25 protein-coding genes are annotated in these 23,040 nt (G+C 33.4%); 9 read left to right on the top strand and 16 right to left on the bottom strand.

All coding sequences use genetic code 11. The features are described 5' to 3' along the window. Positions 1-73 precede the first annotated feature (73 nt). Positions 74-976, top strand: coding sequence for a GNAT family N-acetyltransferase (locus C794_RS04785; protein WP_017795998.1), 903 nt, complete (start codon positions 74-76; stop codon positions 974-976). A 184-nt stretch (positions 977-1,160) separates the two neighbouring features. Here C794_RS04785 and C794_RS04780 read toward each other — a convergent pair whose 3' ends face one another. The 3 genes from C794_RS04780 to C794_RS04770 form a co-directional block, all read right to left on the bottom strand. After that, on the bottom strand, positions 1,161-2,384 hold the full coding sequence (locus C794_RS04780; RefSeq protein ID WP_017795997.1) for an MFS transporter: 1,224 nt from the start codon (positions 2,382-2,384) through the stop codon (positions 1,161-1,163). Positions 2,385-2,448: 64 nt separating this feature from the next. Next, positions 2,449-3,021, bottom strand: coding sequence for a DUF2087 domain-containing protein (locus C794_RS04775; RefSeq protein WP_017795996.1), 573 nt, complete (start codon positions 3,019-3,021; stop codon positions 2,449-2,451). A gap of 425 nt (positions 3,022-3,446) precedes the next feature. Next, entirely contained in the window at positions 3,447-4,400 is a 954-nt protein-coding gene (locus tag C794_RS04770; protein ID WP_026133723.1) for a D-2-hydroxyacid dehydrogenase, read from the bottom strand. A gap of 171 nt (positions 4,401-4,571) precedes the next feature. On the opposite strand from C794_RS04770, the gene C794_RS04765 reads away from it, so the two are divergent. Both C794_RS04765 and C794_RS04760 read left to right on the top strand, forming a co-directional pair. Further along, positions 4,572-5,444, top strand: a complete 873-nt coding sequence (locus C794_RS04765) for an ATP-binding protein (RefSeq protein WP_017795994.1) — start codon at positions 4,572-4,574, stop codon at positions 5,442-5,444. A gap of 12 nt (positions 5,445-5,456) precedes the next feature. Beyond that, positions 5,457-7,373 (top strand): vWA domain-containing protein, encoded by a 1,917-nt coding sequence (locus C794_RS04760; RefSeq protein ID WP_017795993.1) that lies wholly within the window; start codon positions 5,457-5,459, stop codon positions 7,371-7,373. Between the two features lie 98 nt (positions 7,374-7,471). On the opposite strand, the gene C794_RS04755 is transcribed toward C794_RS04760, so the two are convergent. Further along, on the bottom strand, positions 7,472-8,500 hold the full coding sequence (locus C794_RS04755) for a PTS sugar transporter subunit IIC (RefSeq protein WP_017795992.1): 1,029 nt from the start codon (positions 8,498-8,500) through the stop codon (positions 7,472-7,474). Between the two features lie 389 nt (positions 8,501-8,889). On the opposite strand from C794_RS04755, the gene C794_RS04750 reads away from it, so the two are divergent. From C794_RS04750 to C794_RS04740, 3 genes are read left to right on the top strand one after another with little or no spacing between them, the layout of a single operon-like run. Continuing rightward, entirely contained in the window at positions 8,890-9,636 is a 747-nt protein-coding gene (locus tag C794_RS04750; RefSeq protein ID WP_017795991.1) for a DeoR/GlpR family DNA-binding transcription regulator, read from the top strand. Next, positions 9,637-10,548: a 1-phosphofructokinase gene (gene pfkB, locus C794_RS04745; protein ID WP_017795990.1), complete on the top strand. Its 912-nt coding sequence runs from the start codon at positions 9,637-9,639 to the stop codon at positions 10,546-10,548. Between the two features lie 20 nt (positions 10,549-10,568). Next, the gene (locus C794_RS04740; protein WP_017795989.1) at positions 10,569-12,449 is read left to right on the top strand and encodes a PTS fructose transporter subunit IIABC; all 1,881 of its coding nucleotides are present in this window, start codon (positions 10,569-10,571) and stop codon (positions 12,447-12,449) included. A 173-nt stretch (positions 12,450-12,622) separates the two neighbouring features. On the opposite strand, the gene C794_RS04735 is transcribed toward C794_RS04740, so the two are convergent. After that, positions 12,623-12,832, bottom strand: a complete 210-nt coding sequence (locus C794_RS04735; RefSeq protein WP_017795988.1) for a DUF2187 family protein — start codon at positions 12,830-12,832, stop codon at positions 12,623-12,625. 202 nt (positions 12,833-13,034) lie between these two features. Here C794_RS04735 and C794_RS04730 point away from each other — a divergent pair, with 202 nt between their 5' ends. After that, positions 13,035-13,418 (top strand): SLAP domain-containing protein, encoded by a 384-nt coding sequence (locus C794_RS04730; protein WP_017795987.1) that lies wholly within the window; start codon positions 13,035-13,037, stop codon positions 13,416-13,418. A gap of 289 nt (positions 13,419-13,707) precedes the next feature. Next, positions 13,708-14,331 (top strand): response regulator transcription factor, encoded by a 624-nt coding sequence (locus C794_RS04725; RefSeq protein WP_017795986.1) that lies wholly within the window; start codon positions 13,708-13,710, stop codon positions 14,329-14,331. A 41-nt stretch (positions 14,332-14,372) separates the two neighbouring features. Here the strand turns inward: C794_RS04725 and C794_RS04720 are convergent, their stop codons facing one another. The 9 genes from C794_RS04720 to C794_RS04680 all read right to left on the bottom strand — a co-directional run bounded on the left by C794_RS04720 (position 14,373) and on the right by C794_RS04680 (position 21,603). Further along, a complete protein-coding gene (locus C794_RS04720; protein WP_017795985.1) occupies positions 14,373-16,304 on the bottom strand; it encodes an FtsX-like permease family protein in 1,932 nt (643 codons plus the stop codon). After that, positions 16,294-17,055 (bottom strand): ABC transporter ATP-binding protein, encoded by a 762-nt coding sequence (locus C794_RS04715; protein WP_017795984.1) that lies wholly within the window; start codon positions 17,053-17,055, stop codon positions 16,294-16,296. The genes C794_RS04720 and C794_RS04715 overlap by 11 nt, the downstream gene beginning before the upstream one ends. Before the next feature lie 113 nt (positions 17,056-17,168). Next, positions 17,169-18,173, bottom strand: a complete 1,005-nt coding sequence (locus C794_RS04710) for a sensor histidine kinase (RefSeq protein ID WP_017795983.1) — start codon at positions 18,171-18,173, stop codon at positions 17,169-17,171. Positions 18,174-18,178: 5 nt separating this feature from the next. Next, entirely contained in the window at positions 18,179-18,862 is a 684-nt protein-coding gene (locus tag C794_RS04705; RefSeq protein ID WP_017795982.1) for a response regulator transcription factor, read from the bottom strand. Between the two features lie 19 nt (positions 18,863-18,881). Next, positions 18,882-19,589 carry an N-acetylmuramoyl-L-alanine amidase gene (locus C794_RS04700; RefSeq protein ID WP_017795981.1) on the bottom strand — a complete coding sequence of 236 codons (708 nt, stop codon included), beginning with the start codon at positions 19,587-19,589 and terminating at the stop codon, positions 18,882-18,884. 189 nt (positions 19,590-19,778) lie between these two features. Continuing rightward, a complete protein-coding gene (locus tag C794_RS04695) occupies positions 19,779-20,033 on the bottom strand; it encodes a spore coat protein (RefSeq protein ID WP_017795980.1) in 255 nt (84 codons plus the stop codon). A 12-nt stretch (positions 20,034-20,045) separates the two neighbouring features. Continuing rightward, positions 20,046-20,231 (bottom strand): hypothetical protein, encoded by a 186-nt coding sequence (locus tag C794_RS04690; protein ID WP_017795979.1) that lies wholly within the window; start codon positions 20,229-20,231, stop codon positions 20,046-20,048. Between the two features lie 75 nt (positions 20,232-20,306). Further along, a complete protein-coding gene (locus C794_RS20810) occupies positions 20,307-20,483 on the bottom strand; it encodes a hypothetical protein (protein ID WP_017795978.1) in 177 nt (58 codons plus the stop codon). Positions 20,484-20,541: 58 nt separating this feature from the next. Then, entirely contained in the window at positions 20,542-21,603 is a 1,062-nt protein-coding gene (locus C794_RS04680; RefSeq protein WP_017795977.1) for an NAD(P)H-dependent flavin oxidoreductase, read from the bottom strand. A gap of 167 nt (positions 21,604-21,770) precedes the next feature. Here C794_RS04680 and C794_RS20300 point away from each other — a divergent pair, with 167 nt between their 5' ends. Beyond that, a complete protein-coding gene (locus C794_RS20300) occupies positions 21,771-22,010 on the top strand; it encodes a DUF2651 family protein (RefSeq protein WP_230199319.1) in 240 nt (79 codons plus the stop codon). Between the two features lie 38 nt (positions 22,011-22,048). Here C794_RS20300 and fosM read toward each other — a convergent pair whose 3' ends face one another. After that, complete coding sequence (fosM, locus tag C794_RS04675; protein WP_026133722.1) at positions 22,049-22,468, bottom strand: FosM family fosfomycin resistance protein; 420 nt, start codon at positions 22,466-22,468, stop codon at positions 22,049-22,051. Next, positions 22,464-23,024 (bottom strand): GNAT family N-acetyltransferase, encoded by a 561-nt coding sequence (locus tag C794_RS04670; protein WP_017795975.1) that lies wholly within the window; start codon positions 23,022-23,024, stop codon positions 22,464-22,466. Before C794_RS04670 ends, fosM begins: the two co-directional genes overlap by 5 nt. Between the last annotated feature and the right edge of the window lie 16 nt (positions 23,025-23,040).

Below are 23,040 nucleotides of genomic sequence, written 5' to 3'. Positions count from 1 at the left end.
AGGATGAAATTTTATTGATAGACGTATATGTTTTCCAACGGCTATAATAATCTTATCTAGAGGAGGTGTCATGATGAAAGAATATATTAAAGTACTGACAACAACTGACTTACCATTACTATTATCCATGGATACTGGTATTATAGATGATTATGTCATTCAAGTTTTTGAACGATTAAGCACTGGTCAAAATCGTATATACGGGTTATTTGTTGATGAACAACTGGTAAGTATTGCTGGTTACTCAATATTTGCCAATCGTTATGTAATGCTCGGCAGACTGCGGAGCGACCGCAGATACCGAGGGAAAAACTACGCTACAAAAATAATGAAATACATTAGAGACATTGCTTTCCAGTTGCCAAATATAACTTGGGTTGGAGGGAATACACAAGAAAATAATCTTGCAGCAAGACGTGTATTGACGAATATCGGTTTAACCGAGCAAGAGACATTATACCCTGCGATAACAAGAGAAATTGATCTGTTTATTAACGGAAATAAGAAATGGCACTCCATTGAGAAATTTAATGATAAAGTTAGCTTACTTAAAGATACTTATATCCAGGATGAGCGTATATTTCCTTTTGAATGTTACTATCCATTTCCAGCGACAAATACATTATTTACCAATTCATATATCGATAATTGGAACGTATATGAAAGTCGTCAACATGATTATCCTCTTGTTACGAAGAAAGATGTAAAAAAGGATATATTTTTACAAGTTATTTATCCATTTGCAGATGTTTTTACACAACCAGGATTGTGGGAAACGGTATATGATGACTACCTTAATCTTAATTTTACTCATCCTGAACAGAAAGTATATATTTGGTTAGATATTCCAGAAGCGCATATACATCATCTCCCATCTAATCATCCATTCAGTATTGATTCACCATGGATATTACATGGAATGAGTATAGATAATTGGAAACAATCGAATAAGCACTCTTTATTGGAATATAATTAATCGTAAACTTAAAATTGTAAACTAAGCTAGCAGTTAAAATTTCCTTACCTGTAGTAAATTAGTATCAGAATCAATTTCATAACTCCCAAGCACATTCAATAAATGAGAGTCATAAGTTCCCAGAGGAATAACACGAGATGAAAATCGTAAATGGAAAAACTTATTTAATTATGAAATTGATTCTTTAAGTAATGTTTTTTAATTTCATTAGTGAATGACGAATATTTATTTGTTTAAATGCAATCATGAATACAAGAGCAAAGATTACATAACTAACTCCAACCAAAAATGCACTAGACAGTGGAGAAAGCCATTCCGTTAAAAATCCTGCTAATATCATTGCAATTCCCATTGAACTGTTTTGTATCATAGAAAAAGTACCAAATAAAAAACCGCGTTTGGACTTCGGAAGTATTTTCATTAACACTGTATCGAAACAAATATTGCTGATCCCCCCTACAAAGCTAATCATTATTGCTAATAAAATAGCTTGGTAAAAAAGGTAAGATTGGCTTAGAAAAAGGTGTCCTATTCCTTCAAAGAAAATCATTACAACTGCGATAATAATGTATTTTCCTCGAATCCATTTCGTAATAAACGAACTCAAAACAAAACCAATACCTAACGCACCATAAATTAGTCCCACTCCAATATTACCTTGACTAAATACATCTAATGCGATCAAATTAAAAACGACATTATCAATACCATTTGCGAGAGGCATCACTGCGAATACAATAAGTAATACACGTAACAATGCAACGTTAAGTATTAGTCTGCTCATTTCACTAAAAGAAGTTTGAGGTTTAACATCTTTTATCCTCTGATAAAAGCCAATCTTTTTGAGACGCCATAAGAGACACGCAGCACATAAAAGAAATAAAGAATGAAAGAAGAATAAGATAATGACATCAAAAAAATAACCCATTAGCCCACCTAGTAATGAACCAAATACGAGTGTGATTCCAATTGCATTCTGTTCTAAACCATTAACGGAAACCAAATTCTTTTTCTGGACAATTTCAGGTATAATCGCAAAACGTACTGGCCTGTAAATAGCATTTCCAATAGAAATAACTAATGCACTAAAGTATAATAACCAAAGTTGCCCCGTACTTACAGCTACTATTGGAAGTAACGCAAAGGGGACTCGCAATAAATCTGCCCAGAATAATAGATTTCCTTTATGAAATCGATCCGCTAAATAACCGCTAATTGGAGCAAAAACAATAGTCGGGAGGACTTGCAAGGATAACAATATACCTAGTGCCATTCCTGATTCAGTTAATTCGTAAAGCAAAGCTAATGACCCTACTTGTGCAAAGCGACTACCGATTCCATTTAAGATAGAACTCCAAAATATCATTGTATAGGTGGATTCTTCATACAGAATCTTTGGAATCATCATAATAGACTATTCTCCTCTTCTAATTAGACATTCATCTAATTAGTTAATTTAAAAATAGACCTGATTACACAGGCCACATTTCTATTGGATTAAGTTCATAAATACCATTTCGTCGAAACATAAAATGATTCATAACGAGTTCACGCCTCACTGTTGCATAATCTTCGTGATATTGCATGATATATTCGTTAATCTCTTTTTCCTTATATGTTTCTCCATGATTTAATCCTCGTATCATATACTCCAAAATAATTAACTTTTTCTTTCTCTGTGCTGGTAGAGCCTCTATCCTTCCTTTACTATCTACAAAGTTTTTTATGACATTTGCTTTCTCTTGATCGGTAACATCAAAGTTCCCAAGCATTTCTTTACCTCCTAATCGAGTGATTGCTAAAGCCGTTCTTTCTAGTTTGTCTTCATTTAGATAGAAATAGATGGTATTTTTATCACGTCGTTGATAAACAATATCAATTTCCTTTAATTTTGCTAAATGATGAGAAATTGTTGGTGGCTTTAACCCTAATTTTCCTGCGATTGCTTGACCGTGAAGCGGACCTTGTTTTAATAAAGTAATAATACGAATTCTAGTTTTATCTCCTATTGTCTTATGAAAATTAACGATACGATCTAATTGCATAATGACACCTCCTCATCTAATTAGATTATAATCTAATTAGATGTATATGAAAACACTTTTTTTCAATCTATATAATGAATTAATTTCATAATAAGATATTTTAAGTAAATTCGTATGTTAGCTGTTTTGTTTTTCATTACAGACGGACGCTTTTTAGCAGGCACCGGTTTTTAGCAAACTTGAAAAGAAGAACACTTTTCAAGTGGAACTTCAGCTCGCTATTTTGAGCAGGAATTTCCGTTTTTCATAACAATCAAAGCCAAGTTATTGCTTTAATCTAAACATATTAATTTGATTCAAGTATATAGAATAGGATTAATACATTGCGTTGCTGTATACAACACGAAAAAGCACGAGTCAGAAATCTATCGTGCAACATTGTCTTTACCATAGATTTTAGACCGTGCTTATGAAAAGGTTATAATTTAATATCCTAGGTTATGCTGAAACACATTGATAGTAGGCGCTCCTTTAACAAGATAGCTCTTCAAATTAGGAATAAAAATATCCTGTATCACTCGATTCGTGTAGTATTCTGTCGCACCAGCTGAATGCGGTGTGATAATTACGTTGTCCATCTCCCATAATGGACTATCCGATTGAAGCGGTTCTGATTCAAACACATCAAGTCCTGCTCCCCCTATTTCTTTTTGTTGCAAAGCAGAAATTAAAGCAGTTTCATCCACTATCGACCCTCTTCCGATATTGACAAAGAATGCACTATTTTTCATTTTTGCAAATTGTTCTTTACCAAACATATGATGTGTTTCTTTTGTTAAAGGTAACGTGACCACTACAAAATCACTTCGCTCTAAAACTAGTGATAAATCTGAAGGAGTATACATTTCATCCACATAGTCAACATCTCTTCCAGAATGACGTACTCCTAGCACTTTCATTCCAAATGCTTGAGCAATTTTAGCCGTTTCCTTGCCAATTTCTCCTACTCCTACAATTCCAATCGTTTTCTCATGAATTTCTGCTTTTAAATTTGCATGATACCACTTTTTCTCTTGTTGTTGTCTAATATACGTATGTATTAAACGTGTAAAACCTAACATATACGCAAATATCGTTTCAGAAATCGGATAAGCATGAACTCCACTAGCACTTGTTAAATGTATATCGTTCTTTTGTAAATGATCAAGATCAAGATAATCTACTCCAGCACTCCATGATTGAACCCATTTCAATTTGTTACTATTTACATATTTATTTGCTTGTGATTCACGCCAATGTACCAGTATCTCTGCCTTATTTAAATTTTCCTCTGCTATATCTTTCCCGGTATAAATATCCCAATCTGGAACGACTTCCTGAATTGCTTGTAAGTTTTGTTCATCTAAATTTAAATTAATTGCAATTGATCTCTTTGTCATAGTTCCTCCCGTCCAGAAATCCATCATACAAAGGACTTCCATTATAAGTAAGTTTTCGAAAAATCTAACTATTAATTATCTTATCAACCTTCCTATTAAATCGCAACGAACTGCGCATTCTTTGTTTTTTTACCAGACTAGTAATACAATGTCATGGAAAGGAGTAATGAAATGAACACCGATTCTTTACCACAACAAATACAACAACTAGTTAAAAATAATCAATACAAACATGAACATTTTCAAGATTTAATTAGAGATGGTGGATATATGCCTCCTAATGAAGAACTAATTATTGATGCGATTACTGCTCTAAGTATGGGGAAAAATATACTTTTAAAAGGTCCAACTGGAGCTGGGAAAACTAAGTTTGCTGAAACACTCTCTTCTCTTTTTCAACAACCGATGTTTAGTGTTAATTGTTCGGTTGATTTAGATGCTGAGAGCTTGATGGGATTTAAAACATTAAGTTATGAAAATGACAAACAAACAATTGATTTTGTACCAGGTCCTGTAACTAATTCGATGAAACACGGTACGTTTTTATATATCGATGAAATAAATATGGCTAAACCAGAAACATTACCATTAATTAATGGTGTCCTAGATTATCGTCGTACGATTACTAACCCATTTACCAATGAAATAATCACTGCACAGGAACAGTTTGGTGTAATCGCAGCAATTAATGAAGGATATATAGGAACTGTTCCATTAAATGAAGCATTAAAAAACCGTTTTATTGTTATCGATGTTCCTTACATTCAAGGAGGTCAATTAAAACAACTAATATCTAATAGCACAAAGTTAGAAGATGAAACTCTTATCAATCTGTTTGTTACTTTATCAAAAGATTTAATAACTGCTGTGGAACAAGGTAAGCTATCAGAAGATGCCGCATCTATTAGAGCTTTGTTAGATGCATGTGATCTTACTACCTTCATTCCTCCAAAACGCGCGATACTTCGCGCAATAGTAGATAAACTAGATGAAGATCGTGAAAAAGCCTTTGTACAAAATCTTGCGGATACACTATTTGATTAAGGAGAATATGAAATGTATCGATTTCATGAATCCAAAGTAGATACGCGTTTATTTATGCAATTACAAGATTTAACTACTGTACTGTCTGGTAATGCTCAGTTGCAATTTGAAAATAGCTATGGCTCATTTGTCGATATTGCTGACAATAAAATTACTGCTAGTCGTTTTTGGGATAAATTAGATATAGAAACAAAAACAGCGGGAACAAAATCAGATGTACTTCTTCGTACAGTCGGAACAATGATGGAAACCCATATTCCAACAATGCAAACCTTTAAAGAAGATGTATCCGAGTTAATGATACCTAAATTTGCGAATCAAATAATAACACTATTAGAAGATATACGCTTAGAAGAGATTATTCGAAAAAATCGTCCAGGATCAAAACAATGGTTTGAAAAACGTCATCAATTCTTTCAACGCTATTTTCAAACTCAATTACAATCGAACATAACGAGAAGTTATGCTACCGATGAGCTTTTTTGTATGATATATCTTCTTATACATGCTGATGGACCTGACCCCTCATTTCCTAGAGTTCCTCAGGCGCAATTAGATATGCTAGAAAAATTAAAACCATATCTCTATCGTGTGTTTGAAGCAAAGAAAACATTAGATAATACCAATTTATGCTTGTCTATTGTTCGTTTAATTCAAGCAGCGGACTATAAAGATAGCATCCATGAATACTTTGTATTTCCCATTGGGCATATCGAAGTTTATGAAAAGAACACTTTGTTTGATGAGTTGACACGCACAGACGATGTTGTGAATGATGATGAACAATGGCTAGACGAAGATGATGAGAATGAATACTTTGATGAGACTTTTTCAACATGGCATCGTGAGAACAAAAATGAGAATAGGAATCAAAATTTCCTGCAATTTGAACTTGAACAAGGTACGAAAACCAATATGATGGGTGGAGGAGCTCGTGAAACAGAGGATGCTGATCAAGCCATGGCTTCTGTTCAAGGTTCTTCCGTTCAAAGTAAACAACAGGATTATTCAGATAAAGAAACCTTATCCAAACAAGAGGAACAACAATCTGGTAGTAGTGGTTCTGAATTTGGAAAAGAAAATGAAGATGCAGTCATGCTTATTGAAAAAGCAGACCCGCCTTCTCTAGAACACCAAGAAAAATATGACCAATATTTAATGGAGATTGACCCTTATAAACGAAAACTAGCAAAAACCATTCAATTAACATTAGAGCACAAACGTAATTTCCCAAGAACCGAGCTTTTATTTGGTCGACTATCTAAGAAATTATTACCAATCATAGTAGATGAGTCCCCTCGAGTATTTTATAAGAAGGAACAAGAATCAAAAGAGTTTGATGCAGTATTCACTTTACTTATTGATTGTTCTGCATCAATGGTAAATAAAATGGAAGAAACCAAACGTGGAGTTGTTCTTTTCCATGAAGTGTTAAAAGAATTACGAATACCACACGAAATCATTGGTTTCTGGGAAGACGCCAATGAAGTAAAAGCGAATTATCAACCTAACTATTTACAATATATTCATGAGTTAAAAGATTCTTTATATGAAAATAATGGTGCAAAAATTATGCAACTTGAACCACAAGAAGATAATCGTGATGGTTTTAGTATTCGTTATATCACAAAACAATTAATGAAGCGTAATGAAAAAAATAAATTCTTGCTCGTATTTTCCGATGGTGAACCTGCCGCAAGTGGGTATGATCAAAATGGGATTCTTGATACTCATCAAGCAGTAACAGAAGCAAGAAAGCATCATATCGATGTAATCGGTATGTTTTTAGCCAATGGAGAAATCCAGGAGAAAAACGACACCACGATGAAAAACATTTACGGAAAAGAGCGAATCATGATCCCTCATGTTGAAGAACTACCAGAACATTTTACTCCTCTTCTCAAAAAATTGCTTTTAAAAGCAATGTAATGAGAGTAAAAATAGAGAATAAACAATAAACATAGGAGGATGAGACATCAATATACAGTCTCATCCTCCTATGTTTTATCTAACTCTCTGTAAATGAATTATTGTATTTCCATATGTAAGTCCCCTGTTTTTGCCCACCCTCTTGATTTTAACGAATGGTAAACAGTAACTGATATCACCGCTGGAATAACAACTCCGATAACGATATACATTAACAACACTCCTGGACCTTGATTTGCTAGTATATTTAACGGTGCAATAAATGAATTCAGACCAAGACCAGCTAACTCATACGGCACTTGAAAATCAAATACTAAAATGGCGATTGGAGCACAAATGATCGATGATAAAAAAGGCCCTGCAACTAAACGTGGATTCTTAACAATATTTGGAACTTGAACTTTTGGTGTCAGAAATGATTGTGCAATGTTTGCTCCTAAATTATTTTGTCTCAATGACATAGCTGTAAATCCAGCAAATTGCGCCGTACACCCAATTAACGCTGCTGCGCTAGATACGGGATCAAGTTGTAAAGCTATCGCCAACGCTGCTGATGACGCAGGTGACATTAAGAAAATACTCCATATAAGTGCAATAACTACAGATGTCACAAGTGGTGATCCTACAGTTGAATTGGCAATAATACGACTAATCTCCTCTAATACTGGTGTGGTTACTGCAGCCAAACCGACTCCTGCAATTCCTCCCACAAAAATAGCAGAGAAAGGAATGGACATCATATCAAGTTTCGTTTTTCCAGCAACTTTCTTTCCTATCCAGATAGCTACAGCAGCAGCTAATACAGCGCTAATAGGTTGTCCAGTGGTTAATACCCAGGCTCCATCAGGCGTCATCGCCAGCGCATTTGCACCTACTGTACTAGCAGCCATAGCACTAAATATAATTAGTGTATTTCCACCTAACTGATAGGCTATTCCTGCACCAATTGCCGGTGCTAACATTAGTTGTGCGGCATTCCCAATCGTAATAAATCCTTCCCAACCAGTAAATGTACCAAATGTTTCAATTAGAAGGCCTATACCTAATGTTACTAACACCGCATTCGCTAATCCTTGTGAACCTTTATACATTCTATCGATAATATATTTCTTTGTTGATTGCTTCATCTATAGACCCTCCTAATTTTCTCTGTTTTAATCCTGCAGATATGAAAAAAAGCCCTTCTCTTCATGGGCTTCGATAAGACTACAAGAATCAGATATGGTTATAATAATTCCAATCTGTAGCATCTTATCTTATAGTCATATAATTAAAATTCCTATTTGGTTTACAGCTGTTTCACACATTGAATTTATGCCCCTTTCATGTTGTAAATTGTTACTATAGTAAACCTATTTTAAATTAGAGTCAATAGTTATTTTTTTCAGAATAGATTCGTTTATCTGGAAGTGATTTATATTAAACATATATTAATATGAATGAAAATGATTGTTTTTGAATGTTTATGATTGTTTAGGGATGGTAATAATGTTATTATTATGTTTGAGGTGATGATGTGTTAACCGATGAAAGACATAGACAAATTTTAAAGAAACTAAATGAAAGCGGTGTAGTTAAATCTCTTGATCTTATAAGTGATCTGAATTGTTCTGAATCTACAATAAGAAGAGATTTAGCGCAATTAGAAGAAGATGGACTGCTTACTCGTATACATGGCGGAGCAAAAAAACACTATTCATTTGATAAAGAACCAACCTACCAAGAAAAAACAATCAAAAACGTTCAACATAAAGCTTCTATTGGAAAATTTGCAGCATCCTTGATTGAGGAAAATGATGTCATTTATTTAGATGCAGGAACAACCACTCTAGAAATGATACCCTATTTGCCAGATATTTCTTTTACTGTTGTTACGAATGGAATAGTTCATGCATCTATGCTTACAAATAAACAAATCCCTTCTTATTTAGTTGGTGGAAAATTAAAGCACTCTACAAACGCAATAGTTGGGTCAAGTAGTCTACGCCAATTAAAAGAATACCAATTTACCAAAGCATTTCTAGGGGTTAATGGCATTGATTTGCGATATGGATGTACTACTGCAGATCCAGAAGAAGCTGCCATGAAAAGTTCAGCACTTCAACAAGCATCAACCGCATATATGCTCGCTGATGAGAGTAAATGGAACAACGTTAACTTTGCAAAAATCTGTAATATTAATGATGTTATTTTTATTACAGAGAAACTTACATCCTTACAGGAAGCTTTTCAACTTCATACTAACATCTTGGAGGCAAAGTAAATGATTTACACAATCACACTTAATCCATCCATTGACTTCATTGTACCAGTGGATCAATTGAAACTCGGAAAGTTAAACTACATGAACGATGAGTATAAAGTTCCTGGCGGAAAAGGAATTAACGTATCTCGTATCTTACAGGAACTTTCAACCTCCTCCACCGCATTAGGATTCATCGGTGGTTTTACAGGAAAGTTTATTATTGATTTTCTTGAAAAAAGAAATCTTAAAACTGATTTTATATCTGTGAGCGAAGATACAAGAATCAATATTAAATTGAAGTCAAGTGAGGAGACCGAAATTAATGGTCGAGGACCTTCCATATCTAATGATAAGGCCAACAAACTTCTTTTACAGTTAGAAAAAATTACTGCAAACGATTTTGTAGTTATGTCTGGAAGTAAACCTCCTTCTTTACCAACTGACTTCTATGAAAAAGCCATCAAAAAAGTGTTAGCAGCTGGCGCACAATTTGCAATTGATACAACAGGAGATGCATTAATGCAATCACTTGCTTATCAGCCGTTAGTTATCAAACCAAATAAACATGAGCTTGAGGAATTATTTGGAGTATCTATTTCAACTGATGAAGACGTCACTAAATTCGGAAAGAAACTGCTAGAGAAAGGAGCTCAGCATGTCATTGTTTCTATGGGAGCTGATGGAGCTATTTTGATAACGAATAATGGAATATATAAAGGTACTTCTCCAAGTGGAACATTACGTAATTCTGTCGGAGCTGGAGATTCTATGATTGCTGGTTTCCTTAGCATCTACTTAAAAAGTCAGAACGTACTTGAAGCATTCAAAATGAGTATAGCCGCTGGAAGTGCCACTGCTTTTTCGTATGATCTAGCAACCAGAAATAAAATTGATAATTTACTTTCAGAAATTGAAGTAACGATATTATAAATATAGAAAGGATGTTATAAATGGCCGTAACTGATTTATTACGCAAAGATATTATGATTATGGATTTGAAATCGACGGATAAGCAATCCGTTATCGAAGAAATGATCAATAACCTTCATAAATATAGAGTTATCAACGATGTAGATACGTTTAAAGAAGCAATTCTTAACCGTGAAGCACAATCTTCCACTGGACTTGGTGACGGTATTGCTATGCCACACGCTAAAACAAGTTCAGTAAAGGAACCGGCTGTATTGTTTGCTAAAAGTAGTCAAGGAATAGATTACGACTCATTAGATGGACAACCAGCTCACTTATTCTTTATGATTGCTGTTCCTGATGGAAATAATGATACACATTTACAAACACTTGCTTCTTTATCCAAACTTTTAATGGAACCAACGTTTGTTGAGAAATTAAACGCTGCTTCTACTCCAGAAGATGTACAGCAACTCTTTTTAAACGAAGCTGAGGAAAATACTCCTAAAGAGGAGATACAGAAAGACAATTTTCAAAACGATTCGAATGAACGACCATTTGTTGTAGCAGTAACTGCTTGTCCAACAGGTATCGCTCATACATTTATGGCAGAGGATGCACTTAAAAAACAAGCAAAGAAAATGAATATTGATATTAAAGTGGAAACGAACGGCTCAGATGGAGCGAAGAATAAATTAACTTCTGATGATATTCAACGTGCTAATGCAGTTATTGTCGCAGCTAGTAAAAAAGTGGAAATGGAACGATTTAATGGCAAACATGTCATTGAACGGCCAGTAAGTGACGGTATTAAGAAAACTGAAGAACTTTTAACTAAAGCAATTAATCAAGATGCACCAGTGTATCAGGGATCATCTTCATCCAGTAAAAGTGAAAATGAAGAAAATCAATCTACTTCTGTATGGGGAAAAATATATAAAGACTTAATGAACGGTATTTCTCATATGCTACCATTCGTTATTGGTGGCGGAATTATTATGGCCATCTCTTTCTTATTCGAAAGTGTACTGGGTTCAGAAAGTGAAATATTTAGTTTCCTAAACGATCTTGGAGGTAGTGCTTTTAATTTCCTTATACCGATATTAGCAGGTTATATTGCAATGAGTATTGCTGACCGACCTGGCCTAATGCCTGGTATGGTAGCAGGGCTATTGGCTTTTAATAGTGATGCGGGCTTTATCGGTGGACTAGTTGGTGGTTTCCTTGCAGGTTATATCGTCGTTGGATTGAAATATGTATTTAAAGGTCTTCCCCGGTCCCTTGATGGATTAAAACCAATTTTATTGTATCCTGTATTTGGCCTATTCTTCACAGGATTATTTATGTACTTTATTATAGGACCAATTTTCTCCGGATTAAATGGTTTAATGGTGGATTTCTTACAAGGATTAGGGACTGGAAATGCAGTAATATTAGGAGCATTACTTGGTGGTATGATGGCTATCGATATGGGCGGTCCATTTAACAAAGCTGCATACACATTTTCTATTGGTATATTTACAAGTACAGGTGACGGTAGTCTTATGGCCGCTGTAATGGCTGGTGGTATGGTCCCGCCTCTAGCAATCGCTGTTGCAACTACATTATTCAAAAATAAATTTGATGAAGCAGAACGTAAATCAGGTGTTACAAACTATGTAATGGGGCTTTCCTTCATTACAGAAGGTGCAATTCCATTTGCAGCTGCAGATCCATTACGTGTCATTGGTTCTTCTGTAATAGGTGCCGCAATCGCAGGTGGACTTACACAATTCTGGAATAGTGCCATTCCAGCACCCCATGGCGGAATTTTCGTCATACCATTGGCAGAAGGACCTCTATTCTTCTTGTTATCCTTAATAATCGGTACAATCATTACCGCAATAATTTTAGGATTTTGGAGAAAAACTGTAACGAAATAAGAATCACCTACGGGCATACATTCATTAATGTATGCCTTTTTTACATTTACAGTTATTTACAAGTGCATTCATTTATCTTACCACTTTCCTTGCTCTTCCTTAATTTTAGGTATATAAACTTATCACAACTAAAAAGGCAAGTATGTTTTATCATACTTACCTCTTGCTCGTTATTATTTTCTTTTATAGTTCTTATGATTAACAACTGTCTTAACAGGTTCCCCTGTGGAGGGATGATTGCCAATATTTACAATTACAGAGTTTTCTCTCACAATTAAGACCTTAGCTTTATTGCCTTTGTGTTCTCCTCGAACAATATCAATTGTTTCCCCAACCTCTGCCATATCTTCTTTTTTCACTGGTTGTGTGTTTTCTTGTTCCATGTTTGGGCCTCCTTCAAACATTTATTTCATATTAGGAAATTTTATTCCTTTCATTCGATAGAGATTTATTTACATTTTCTTGAATCCTCTCTAATAGTATCATAAGTTTAATGGCATTTTCATCATTTTTCAAGAAAATGATCGGAATACTTGTAAGTCATTCTATTTTATATAATTATGGTTAATATAGGAGGTATAAAACATGCCACAAACATTGAAATTCGAGCCCTCATGGGATAAAGCTTTACCTGACCAAGATCGAGTAAAGATTAAACAAACTTTTCAACAGATTAATCATAATACTACTGAGCAGTCCATTACTTTCACACCGCTTTGGCAAGCCCGAAATTACAAAGGCGAGCTTCTAGTAACCGTTATTATTAACAATTATAGTGAGGACAAGTTAACATTTGATCAAACACCAATTAATTATATGGAAGACGATCAAGTACTCGCGACCCATTTCTTTACCTTAAACACAGTAACTATTCCCTCTAAGACAAGCATGCCCTGGGCTTTCATTTTCCCAATAGAAAATATCAGCCAGCAAGCTACATTTGATAATGGAATTCTCAGTTGGGCATAACAGCACTGTTTTTCTGATACTTCATCAAACACCTGGACCAATTAGTCTAGGTGTTATTACATATTTATTTCCAAGCTAAAGTATTATATATAAATTATCTTAATTTTATGATATATTATAATATGATTACAACTTTATAAATTCCTAGTAATTCGCTTTAAAAGGGTTGAAAATATTCTCATAACAACATAAAATTATTCAAGTCAATAGAATTTTTATACAACTTTATTTATATTTTCGATATATTAAAAAGACCAATTACTCAAATCAAAGATAGGAGCTGATCATAATGAGTATGGCACCTACTACAAATGGACAGGCTTACCATTTTAATTCTTCAACATTAACTCAAATTACGAATCTAGCTACATATGTTAAAACCCCAGTTGAATTATTTCATATGACAGAAGAAGAGCTAACAAAAGCTGACTTTTTAATCGTAATGATTAAAGACCATAAAGATAGTGAACAACTGATAAAAGAATATAATCCACTCCCTACACCTGTTGCTATTGTCATTTTTGATATTGATATGGCTCATGTAACAAGATTGTTTGAAATGGAATTTGATGGATATTTTTACCATTCTATGTTGGAAAAAGATATTATATCTGGCATTGAATTTATTAAGAGCGGCTATACCTATGTATATCCCGAACTCGCAAAACTACTTCATGAAGAATATGTTCGTATCGCTAATACATTACAAGCACGACCAGAGGGCTTGCTTACAGATAGAGAATGGGATATATTAATTGAAATTGCAAAAGGGAATAACAATGACCGGATCGCTTTAAATCTAGAAATATCAGATAAAACGGTTAAAAATCATGTCACTACCATTCTTCGTAAACTGGACGTAAACGATCGTACGAATGCTATGCTGTTAGCATTTCGCAAAGGATGGATATAAATTTTAAAAAGGTTCAGAGCTGATAACAGCTCTGAACCTTTTTAAAGTGATGCTTTTATTACTTTTTTATAATAAGAGATAGATAATATTCCAAACAAGGAATAAAGGAGTGTATAAATTAATATAACAACTATCATCGGTGTCCAAAGTTCTGTACCAAAGAAAAACCATCCAGATCTAACAGCAAAATAACTATGACTAATTCCAAGAATTAAAGGTATTCCGAAATTAAATAATTGTTTTATCCGTATGCCACGTTGTAAGTCAAATTGAGTAAATCCTATTTTCCGTAAAATAGTATAGTTTCTTTTTTCATCTTCCGATTCATCCATTTGTTTAATATAAAGGATACATCCCGAAGTAATGAGGAAAGTTAGTCCTAAAAATCCTACGATAAACATAATCATTCCCATTGTATATTTCTGAGATTGAATTGATTGTAGGTATGAACCATATCCTAGGCCACTCTCACCATAAATAGAATTATAAAGATCATTTGCTTCTTCTAGTTCTCTTTCATTTTCAATATCAATTCCTGCATACTCCTCATAACTTTCTAAGCCTGTTGTTAATTGTTTATAAACAGAGGAATCCACAACAGCTAACGGAAACCCTCCATTACTATATGAAAATGGAACAATACTTTCTTCTTTTCCTTCTATATAGTCTAATGTAATGTTTTCAGTTTCAGTGAAGAGCGTAAATTCTTCCTCTGCATCCATTTGCATAAATTCATCTAAAACACCTTGTACATTCATAAAAATAGATTCTTCTCGATTTAAATCTACATCAGTAATATATTCATCACTGATCACGATCATTGTAGTATCGTCCGGTTTGAAAAAGTTATCATCTGTTGGTCCATTTATAACGTTACTTAAATCTGCACCAACTTCATATAATTCCATTTCTATAGTTTTATAGTTAATGTCATTATCTTCTAGTGCAATATAAAAATCCTCTGCTTCCTCAAAGCTTGGAATAGAAAAATGATTGGGATTTGTGTTCTCCGCTTGTTTTTCAATAGAGTAATAAGATATATATGCTAGAGATAAAAATCCGATTGCCAAAGCTGAAATTGTTGTTATTACCGTTAATAAGAGAGAGTTTGAACGCATTCGAAACATAATTGACGATAGTGAAAGTACTTTATTAATAGTTAAATATCCATTATTTTTCTTTCTTATCAAATAAAATATAAAACTTACTGATCCTTTGTAAAATAAATACGTACCAATGATTACTGATGCCAATATAAGAAGCATCACGGCGAATAAACTATTTATTGTGACAAAATCACCATCAAATAATTTAGACGACATATAATATCCAAACAAAATAGCGACAATACCTACTATTCCAATTAATAATTGCCATTTAGATATCTTTTTACTTTTTAACTCAGTAGAGGATTGAAGCTGGAATAAGTTTATTAACCTTTGTCTGTGAATAAATAAAGCACTTACTACCATAATAACGATGTAAATTACCATGAAAACTAAAAGTGTCTGTATTACTGCCTGATTAGAATAATTTAATTCAGCCACTTCATTTAAGTCCATTAATCGAATTAAAATCATCATCATAAGCCTTGAAGAAATAAATCCAATGAAAATACCTGTAATCAAAGCTATGGTATACATAATTATATTTTCAATACTAATAACCTGAAAGATTTTTCCTTTTGTAAAGCCAACTAATTGTAGTAATCCAATTTCTCTACTTCTACGTTTGATAAATAGATTATTTGCGTATATTAAAAATACTCCTACAATAATAATTAACATCACTGAAGCTGCCCGTATAGCTGCAGCCCCTTTGATAGAACCTTCTACTTCATTCATCGCCGGATCGTATTGCAATGTAACAAATGAAAAATATAATGCGACACAAAATGTCAGAGCAAATAAATATAAATAATAATTTTTGGCGCTCTTTTTTAAATTTGTAAAAATCAGCTTTCTAATAGTCATGATGTACGCCACCTAACACGCCTTGAGTTTTTATAATGTCATCAAAAAAAGATTTACGTGTCTCATCACCTTTATTTAACTGAGAGTATATTCTTCCATCTTTAATAAAAATCACCCTACTACAATAACTAGCTGCTAATGGATCATGTGTAACCATCACAATTGTAGATGCTCTTTTTTCATTTAAATCTACTAATCGATTAAGTAAATTTGAAGCTGCTTTTGAATCTAACGCCCCTGTTGGTTCGTCAGCAAATATCATACTAGGATTGTGAATAAAAGCTCGAGCAGCAGAAGTACGCTGTTTTTGTCCTCCTGAAATTTCATTTGGATACTTATCCCGTATATCAAAAATTTCTAATTCCTGAGCCACCTGTTGAAATCTAATTTGGGCATCTGTTTTAGATATTTTTTGTACAGTTAATGGTAATAAAATATTTTCTTTTACCTTTAAAGTATCCAGTAAATTATATTCCTGAAAAATGAATCCCAAATGCTGCTTTCTAAATTCTGCAATTTGCTTATCTTTCATACTCGTAAATTCTTTTCCTTCAATTTGAATTTTTCCTTGACTCACTTTATCGATAGAAGATAGCACATTAAGTAAAGTGGTTTTCCCAGACCCCGATGCCCCCATTATTCCTACAAACTCTCTCTTATCTACTGTTAAATCAATTCCTTTTAATACCTCTTGACGATTGAATTTATTTCCATAACTTTTATAAACTTGTTGAGCTTGCAATATACTCATTATTTATTACTCCTTTTTAATTCTAGTTTCTAGTATGAACCTATTTTATCGTATATAAATAAAGAAATTCCTTCGATTCTCCGAACAATATAATAAAGCATGTGACATTGCTGTCACATGCTTGTTATATGTAATAAATCATTCTTTTTTGGAAAAATCAACTGAAAACAAGTACCTCTATTCCATTCAGAAGAAACTTCTATTTTAATTCCTAATGAATCAGCAGCTTGTTTCGCCAAGTATAAACCCATGCCCGAGGAACTTTGATCAAAATGCTCCTTTGTTGATGTAAAACCTTTCTCAAAAATTCGCGGCAAATCTTTAGCGGATATTCCCCGCCCCTTATCTGATATATAGAGTATATTTTGATTGTTCATGATTAAACTTCGAATCGTTATATCATTCTTTTCACTATACTTAACCGCGTTAGTAATAAGTTGACGGAGTATAAAATGAAGCCACTTCGCATCGGAAAGCAACTGAGTGATGTTTAGTTCAATTTGAAAACCTATCCCTTTCTGCATACACCAAGAACGCAATGTTCTAATTTCTTCATTAATTATAGATTCCAAATCAACATTTTCTATATACAAATCATTTTTCATAAAGGGAATTCTTCGCTGATGAAGTTGTTGATCTAATAACAAATGAATACGAAGCCATTCATAGGACAATTGAGAACGCAATTCTTTATCTTCTACCCGTTCTAACATTAACTGCATTGTGGTTAATGGAGTTTTTACTTCATGTATCCACACAAGGAGATCATCTTTTTCTCTTCGTACATCTAACTGGAGCTGATTATATTCTTCACGGTATATTTGAGATTGATCTTCTAGTGCATTAGTTACAATTCTAGAAAATAATGTGTCTCCTTCAGGCATATCTATTAAATCTATCTCTGGCTTCCATTCCATTAATTCTTTATAAAACTTAGTTTCTTTCCTGTAGCGTACTATAAAGAAAGTAATCCCAATAATAAATTGGATAAATATAATATAGTAAATAGATTCCATAGGTATAGTCATATCAATATATCCAACGATTAAGGTGGTTAATTGTAGCGCTAAAAACAATATAATCCAACTAATTCTTTCTTTCATATAACTGAAAATCATTTGCCTTACTCCTCTATTGCTATGTAACCTTGTCCAATCCTAGTTTCAATAAATTTCCCAAGTCCTAGATGGTCAAGGCTTTTACGAAGTCTATTTACATTTACCGTAAGTGTGTTATCACTAATAAATCGCTCATCATCCCATAATGCTCGAATAAGTTCATCTCGAGATACAATTTGATTTTTTTGGTCGACCAAAATGCGAAGAATACTATTTTCGTTTTTACTTAACTCCACCCTACCATCCTTATAATGAATATCACCTTTACTAAAGTTGATGGTAGCTTGATTCCAAATTCTTATATCAACATTTGCAGATTGACTATAACGATACGTTCTACGAAGAATAGCTTGAATTTTAGCAAGTAATACCTCAAAATGAAATGGTTTTTGAACATAATCATCTGCCCCTAGTTGCATTGCCATAACCATATCCATAGGATGGTCTCTACTGGATAAAAAAATTATAGGTACATCAGAGCGAGATCGTATCGTTCTACACCAATGGAAACCATCATATTTTGGAAGTTGAATATCGATAATAAGCAGATCAGGTTGAATTTCATTATAACGCTCCATTACAAAATTAAAATCTTCAACCCCAAAAGTTTCATAATCCCATTGATTTAACTGACTAATTAACTCTTTTAACAATGTTTGATCATCTTCAATTATAAGAACCCGAAACAAATGTACTATACCTCCTTTTTTAATTCTCAATCCCGCTCATTAACCTTTCCCAATCAAAGAGTGCACCTGGATCAGTTTTTCGTTCTGGTGCATATTCCTGGTGACCAATGATGTGGTTCCGATCCAGTTTTAATTTATGTTGTCTTGTTGAAATATTAATTAATAGATCTTGTAAAGCTTCATACTGTTCATCTGTATAACCTACATGTTTAGAACTTATTGTATCATAGTGTTCAGCACTCAGCATTGGCAACATTTCTTCTTTTGTACCAATTGCCAATAGTTCAATTCCTATAGAATAAGGATTCAAATTGTTTTCATACTTTAGAATCCCTTCTATCTTCCCTTCACCAGCATGATAAGCAATTCTTTCTTCTGACACAAATCGATATATTTGACCCGTTCGATCAATTACATAATGTGCAGATAACCCATAATCACGGAATAACTCATAAATATCTTCCACATGAAAGGGATCCTCTGGCTTCTTTAGTACATTACTACTAAAGTGCAACATTACGTGAGTTATTAATGTTTTTCTTGGTTCTGAATTCTCTTCTGGAAGATACATATCTATTATAGTTTCTTCAAAACTCACTTCTACAGATTCTACTTTTTCCTCCTTAGCTGCTACTTCTACGTGATCTTCCATTGCTTCTTGTTTACATGCTACTAAAAAAAATAATGCTACTACAACTATAAAACTTGTTCTCCATAAATTAAACATTTTCTATCCTCCAAAGTGATCTACTTTCACTATCGGAAAAAAGAAAATTTTGTTTAATTTCAAGAAATGCCTAATAGAATAGTGAGTAAACGATAGAATGACCATGTTTGCTAGAAATTCTAACTTTAGGAAAAGTAACTTTTAGAATTTTACTTTAAAATAAAAAATAAGCTGGGTATCACCAGCTTATTAACTTCCTTGGTTTAATTCAGTTTGTACTTGCTGTATTTCTTGTGGAGTAGCTTGCTGTGCAGGCTTATATAAACCTTTTTGTAATGCATATTGATATACATTTAACTGTCTTGCCTCATCACCATTACGTAAGCTGATTAATTTTTGACGTAGTTCTGGATTATTTGCCTCTGTAATATATCCAGCATAGCTTTTCATACTCGCATTTAACCCATTTAAATAATCATTAACAATATCCTTATCTTGTAACATGTACCTCTCTCCTTACTGTAAAAATGGGAGTAACTGTTGTTGTGCTTGTCGAGCTGCTTGAGCATCACGTTGTAAAATTGACTTTAATTCCGGATCCATTGCATCTTGAGCATAAGATTCTAATTTATTGGCAATCATTTCATGCTCTCCAATCATTTTCCGCAGATTTTCTAGTTCTGTTTGTGTTAATTGGTTCATCCAACAAGCTCCTTTCGATGATATATCACCGATAGTTTACCCAACACATTACCATCTATACAGAGAAACAGATGACTATTTCTTACTATCCTCGCTATTTTCTAACTCATCTAACCTTTTCTCTAAATGTTTAATCTTTTCTTTTACTTCTTTACCCGAATTTTGAATTCGATGAGTTATTGATTTGATTAAGGCAATAAACGCAAGTAATAGAACCACGAACCCTATTACAAATATTAATATTACCTCCATGTAATCACTCCTTAGACGAATCATACTCATCTATCTAAAAATCTATATTCTTCCATATCTAATAATTTAATTCTCTAATCAGTCGATCCATGAACGTAGTAACATCAATATTTGTTGCTAAACGTGGAGCCTGCCCGGACCACAATGACATATATTCAGACTTCTTTTGCTTAGCAGCTTCTTTACGAATTGATTGTGTCAATGTATTTTGAATAGGAAATGGTAAAGTCATTGCTTCATTTGAATTCATTTCTTCTGTAAATTCATTCTTAATTCCCCTTGCCCATTTTCCAGAGAAAGCTTTTGTAAATACCATTTTATCCTCAGTAGCGTAAAGAACAGCAGTTTTATGAAGGTCCTGTGCGCCACTTTCTTTTAATGTTAAGAAAGCTGTTCCCATTTGGGCAGCTTGAGCTCCAAGTTGTAAACACGCTCGTACCCCTCTCCCATTCATGATCCCACCAGCAGCGATAATAGGAATATTGATTTCCTCAACTGCTTGAGGAACAAGGGCCATTAAGCCGATATTACCTTCTTGAAAAGAACTTAAGAAATGGCTACGATGTCCTCCAGCTTCACTACCTTGCATTACGACAGCATCCATTCCTAGCTCTTGTATAAAAAGAGCTTCTCTTACAGTAGTAGCTGTTCCAATTGTATAGACACCTGCTTGCCTTAACTGTTTTATCTGCTCTTCGCTTGGCAATCCAAAAGTAAATGAGCACACTTTTATTGCTTCTTCGAGAATCACCTGCAAATGTTGTTCGAATATTGCTTGTTGATCTTTAAATTTTGGAAGTTCACCTACTTTATAGTCAGTTATTTGAAGTTCATCATATATGCTTTTCATCATTAGTTGCATGTTTTCCACATGTTGAGAAAAATATGTAAAATCATTGGGAACAAATAAATTAACCCCAAAAGGTTTATCCACTCTTTTTTTTACTTCTTGAATGGCAACTTTTAATTGGTCAGGATCTAAATAACCCGCCGCTATCATCCCTAATCCTCCATTTTTGGAGACATTTGCTACCAATTCTGGAGTTGTAATTCCTCCTGCCATTGGCGCTTGGATAATAGGATATTCAATCCCAATAGTTTCTAATAAGGACGTAACCATAACATCTCTCCTGTTTTTACGACTTCCATATTTACTTCTATATCAATCTGTTAATTCCTGCACTCTCATTTGTTTTTAATTTTTTCTTACCAATTGAAATAAAATTGGAATATTCAGATCCTTGGATTTAATGTATACTAAGATAAAAGCCCAAGGAGCTGATAGCTTTGGAATTTCTATTAGTTCTTATCGTTTATCCGATTTTTGTAATCCTTGCATCAGTTTTTGGATATTTTTTATTCCGAAAATGGTTTGTCTTTCCATCCATCACTCTCATTGTTTTTATGACTCTTACCTTTTTTGTATACAACTCAAGCTTTTTTATCTGGACCATTATTTATACTTTTATATCTTTAATTTTTAGCTTAATCATTCATTACTTTCAAAAAAAAGAACTGCAATATTAAAAAATGGCATAGAAAAGAAAATTCTATGTCATTTTTACTTAATAAAAAGTCATATGCTTTTTTTGATTACGATAATAGTCTAATCTATCTTGCAATGTCCCCGTGTGGAACTCAAATTTATGCCCATCTGGATCTGTAAAATAAATGGATTGCTTATCTTGCTCAGCACGTTCTCGACCTTCTAGAATGTTAACATTCAACGCTTTTAATTGCTGATAAGTACTTTCTAGCTCTGATTCATCGATAGAAAATGCCATGTGAGTATAAGATTCATTAATTTCATTTCGCGGGACATGTTTTTCTTCATTTAACGCTAACCAGATCCCATTCAAATCAAAATATGCTGTGGATCTTCCTTTAACTAACAGCTTTGCATCAAAAACCTGTTGGTAAAAGTCGATAGATTGTTCCAAATTAGACACAGAAAACAGCAAATGATTCAGTCCTTTAATATTAATTATAAAATCCCCCTTGATTTTTCATCCAAATTACATCTGATATTTGTTTAGGCTTATATCCATATATTTCAAATGCTTTATACGTATGGATTTCTTGATAAACGGTTCTCATATGTTGATATATTTCATTATCTGTCTTCTCATAACTATCCCAATACATAATACTAAGTGGCGTCTCTGCATTTGCCACAAAAGCCTGGAATACATAACCTATGTTTGATGCAAGCTTAAATCCTTCTCTTGTATAAAATCGCAATCGCTTTTCCGTATCCTGATTATTTTCATCCACAGGTTCAACTTCAAGCAAGATTGTTTTACCTTTATCCTTTAACATTTGAATTAGTTTTTTCCCGATTCCTTTTCCTCTTGCTTTTTCAGAGACCCATAAAAAATCAATAAATACAAAATGTTCAAATTCAGCATACATCAAAATATGTACATCACTTTCATCTTTATGATAGTGGTCTCCTTTTTCTTTAAGCAGTATATCCATCTGTTGTTTTGCTTTCATTTCATCCTCTGGGAAATAATTATTTAATCGCTCAAACCAATCCATAATTTCTCCTCCATAT

The sequence above is a fragment of the Oceanobacillus kimchii X50 genome (genome assembly GCF_000340475.1).
GTDB classification, from domain to species: domain Bacteria; phylum Bacillota; class Bacilli; order Bacillales; family Amphibacillaceae; genus Oceanobacillus; species Oceanobacillus kimchii.
Note: the sequence above shows the minus strand (reverse complement) of the source record. Positions and strands in the feature narration are given on the sequence as shown.